At 61.1% G+C, this 3,907-nt stretch carries 4 protein-coding genes; 1 reads left to right on the forward strand and 3 read right to left on the reverse strand.

The annotated features are described in order from the left end of the window. The 3 genes from D8V06_RS11865 to D8V06_RS11875 form a co-directional block, all read right to left on the reverse strand. On the reverse strand, positions 1 to 340 hold a 340-nt coding region (locus D8V06_RS11865), incomplete at its 3' end, for an FAD-dependent oxidoreductase (RefSeq protein ID WP_130931013.1). A gap of 23 nt (positions 341 to 363) precedes the next feature. Next, positions 364 to 1,617 carry a serine hydroxymethyltransferase gene (glyA, locus tag D8V06_RS11870; protein WP_056853882.1) on the reverse strand — a complete coding sequence of 418 codons (1,254 nt, stop codon included), beginning with the start codon at positions 1,615 to 1,617 and terminating at the stop codon, positions 364 to 366. A 315-nt stretch (positions 1,618 to 1,932) separates the two neighbouring features. Then, positions 1,933 to 2,661: a TraX family protein gene (locus D8V06_RS11875; protein ID WP_241667810.1), complete on the reverse strand. Its 729-nt coding sequence runs from the start codon at positions 2,659 to 2,661 to the stop codon at positions 1,933 to 1,935. A gap of 131 nt (positions 2,662 to 2,792) precedes the next feature. Here D8V06_RS11875 and D8V06_RS11880 point away from each other — a divergent pair, with 131 nt between their 5' ends. Further along, positions 2,793 to 3,833: a low specificity L-threonine aldolase gene (locus D8V06_RS11880; RefSeq protein WP_056853884.1), complete on the forward strand. Its 1,041-nt coding sequence runs from the start codon at positions 2,793 to 2,795 to the stop codon at positions 3,831 to 3,833. The last annotated feature ends 74 nt before the right edge of the window (positions 3,834 to 3,907 follow it).

The raw sequence follows: 3,907 nt of genomic DNA on the forward strand, positions 1-3,907 counted from the left end.
AGAACATCACGTTGTAGTTGAGGTCCTGAGACAGGCCTTCCCACAGTTTCATCGCATGCTCGTACAGGTGCGCCGACTCGTCCCACAGGTAGTTGGAGCGAACGATGGTGGTGTTGCGCGCGGTGTTACCGCCGCCCAGCCAGCCCTTCTCGACCACGGCCACGTTAGTGATGCCGTGTTCCTTGGCCAGGTAGTAGGCGGTCGCCAGACCGTGCCCGCCACCGCCGACGATAACCACGTCGTAGACCTTTTTCGGGGTCGGCGTGCGCCACATGCGCTGCCAGTTTTCGTGGTGGCTGAGGGAGTGTTTGAAGAGGCCGAAGCCCGAATAGCGTTGCATAGTCATTTACTCCAAAACCGCGCTCAGCGATAAACCGGGAAGTCCGCGCACAGGGCCGACACTTGCTGGGCGACATTGGCCTCGACATCGGCATCGCCGAGGTTGTCGAGGATGTCGCAGATCCAGCCGGCCAGCGTTACGCACTGGGTCACCTTGAAGCCGCGTGTGGTCACGGCCGGGGTGCCGATACGCAGGCCGGAGGTCACGAACGGCGACTGCGGGTCGTTCGGCACAGCGTTCTTGTTGACGGTGATGTGGGCGCGACCGAGTGCTGCGTCCGCCTCTTTGCCGGTGAGGCCCTGGCGGATCAGGCTGACCAGGAACAAGTGGTTATCGGTGCCGCCGGACACTACATCGTAGCCGCGTTTGATAAACACGCCGGCCATGGCCTGGGCGTTGTCGATCACTTGTTGCTGGTAAGCCTTGAAGCCTGGCTCCAGCGCTTCCTTGAAGCACACCGCTTTACCGGCGATGACGTGCATCAGCGGGCCGCCCTGGGCACCCGGGAAGACCGCGGCGTTGAGCTTCTTCTCGATTTCTTCGTTGGACTTGGCCAGGATCAGGCCGCCACGTGGACCGCGCAGGGTCTTGTGGGTGGTGGTGGTGACCACATCGGCATACGGCAGCGGGTTCGGGTACAGGCCGGCAGCGACCAGGCCGGCCACGTGGGCCATGTCGACGAACAGCAGCGCTCCGACCTTGTCGGCGATCTGGCGGAAGCGCGGGAAGTCCAGGGTCTTTGAGTAGGCCGAGAAGCCGGCCACGATCATCTTCGGCTTGCACTCGACGGCCAGGCGCTCGACTTCGTCGTAATCGATCAGGCCGGTCTTGGTGTCGATGCCGTACTGCACGGCGTTGTAGAGTTTGCCCGAGGACGACACTTTGGCGCCGTGGGTCAGGTGACCGCCATGGGCCAGGCTCATGCCCAGAATGGTGTCGCCGGCGTTCAACAAGGCCAGGTACACGGCGCTGTTGGCCGAGGAACCGGAGTGCGGCTGGACGTTGGCGTAATCGGCGCCGAACAGCTGCTTGGCGCGTTCGATGGCCAGGGCCTCGACCTTGTCGACGTGCTCGCAGCCACCGTAGTAGCGCTTGCCCGGATAGCCTTCGGCGTACTTGTTGGTCAGGCCGCTGCCTTGCGCTTGCATCACGCGCTTGCTGGTGTAGTTCTCCGACGCGATCAGCTCGATGTGATCTTCCTGACGTTGCTCCTCGGCATTCATCGCCGCCAGCAGTGCATCGTCGTAACCCTGGATCTGGTCTTGCTTGCTGAACATCGCGTCTCTCCCAGCGGCATCTGTGCGCCATTCGTCTCGGTGAGGCACTGGCGTTTCGGCAGTGCCCTTTGATAGCGATGGTATGACTGGCTTCGAAGGGTCAAATGCCTACGGGCGCCACGCAAAGGTGCGTTTACGACATGGCGTGAAATGGCCGAGCCAGTGGATGCCTTTGTGGCGAGGGAGCTTGCTCCCGCTCGACTGCGAAGCAGTCGCAAAAGCGATAACCACGAGCTGACGGGCAGACCGCATGCACAGGCGTTGGGTCTGCTGCGCAGCCCAGCGGGAGCAAGCTCCCTCGCCACAGGGGTCGGGTCAGGCGATGGCCTGTCGCACTGCGAGCAACACCAGGAAATGCGCCGGATACAGCGCATACGCCCAGCGTCGCATCGGCGGTGGTTTTGCGTCACGGGCATGTCGCAACAGGAACAGCCCCAGCCATGGCGCAATCAGACAAGTGATAATGGCCGCCACAGCCACATGACTGCCCAGCCGAACGGAGTAATACAGCACCTGCCATTGATTGGCGGCCAGACAGACAAGCCCCGCAAGCAACGCGAAATACCAGGGACGACGGATCACCCACAGCAGTACCAACGGCAACAACACGCCAAAAAAACCGAACATCACACGCTGCGAAAAAAAACCCGCCAGCAGCAGTGCAGCCACCGCCAGCAAACGCGATTGAAGCGCCGGTTGCTGCCAGCCACGGGCCACCAGCAATCCAAGGACAAGTGTGGGCATGACGTTCAGCGTGTCGGGATTGGCAATAAACATCCGGTAAGGAACTTCACTGAGCGCACTGAACAGCAGCAACCAGCCCAGATAGCGCCACTGCCCAGCGTTCGCCTGGGCCGGCTTGCGCGCCAGGTTCGCCGCCATCGCCAGACAAAACCACGGGAACGCCAAACGTCCCGGCACATACAACAGATCGACGGAATAACCGACATATCGCAGGTGATCGAGCACCATGCTCAGCAGCGCCAACCACTTGAGCAGGTCCAGTGCACCGTCGCGCTGCTTTACGGGCATAGTCATGTGCATAATTGCCCGGCATCCTTGTATCTTTCTGACAGAAACATCCCACGTACTCCCCGGACGATCTTCGGTAAAGTGCGCACCATCATTGACCACGAGGCGCTTCACCATAAGCGTCCCGATCACGGAAGCAGGCCATGACCGATAAGAGCCAACAATTCGCCAGCGACAACTATTCCGGCATTTGCCCTGAAGCCTGGGCGGCCATGGAACAGGCCAATCACGGCCACCAGCGCGCCTACGGTGACGACGAATGGACCGCCCGCGCCTCCGACGGATTCCGCAAACTGTTTGAAACCGATTGCGAAGTGTTTTTCGCCTTCAACGGCACCGCCGCCAACTCGTTGGCCCTGTCGTCGCTGTGCCAGAGTTACCACAGCGTGATCTGCTCGGAAACCGCCCACGTCGAAACCGACGAATGCGGCGCGCCGGAATTTTTCTCCAACGGTTCCAAGCTGCTGATCGCCCGTACTGAAAACGGCAAGCTGACACCGGAATCGATCCGCGAAGTCGCGCTCAAGCGACAGGACATCCATTACCCGAAACCCCGCGTCGTGACCCTGACCCAGGCCACCGAAGTGGGCAGCGTCTATACCCCGGACGAAATCCGCGCGATCAGCGCCACCTGCAAGGAACTCGGGCTGAATCTGCACATGGACGGCGCGCGTTTTTCCAATGCGTGCGCATTCCTCGGTTGCTCGCCGGCAGACCTGACCTGGAAGGCCGGTGTCGACGTGCTGTGCTTTGGCGGTACGAAAAACGGCATGGCCGTGGGCGAGGCGATTCTGTTCTTCAACCACAAACTGGCGGAAGACTTTGACTATCGCTGCAAACAGGCCGGGCAACTGGCGTCGAAGATGCGCTTCTTGTCGGCGCCGTGGGTCGGCATCCTGGAAAACGACGCCTGGCTCAAATACGCCAACCACGCCAACCGCTGTGCGCAGTTGCTCGCCGAACTGGTCAGTGACATTCCCGGTGTCGAGTTGATGTTTCCGGTACAGGCCAACGGCGTGTTCCTGCAACTCTCGGAACCGGCCATCGCCGCGCTGACAGGCAAGGGCTGGCGTTTCTACACCTTCATCGGTAACGGCGGCGCACGCTTCATGTGTTCGTGGGATACCGAAGAAGAACGTGTACGAGAGTTGGCCCGCGACATCCGTGAAGTGATGTCGCACTAATATGAACCGAACGTTCCCACGCTCTGCGTGGGAACGCCTCCAGGGACGCTCCGCGTTCCAGCTTCAACACCTGC

Origin of the sequence: Pseudomonas sp. Sample_24 (assembly GCF_004307605.1) — a bacterium.
Taxonomy (GTDB): Bacteria; Pseudomonadota; Gammaproteobacteria; order Pseudomonadales; family Pseudomonadaceae; genus Aquipseudomonas.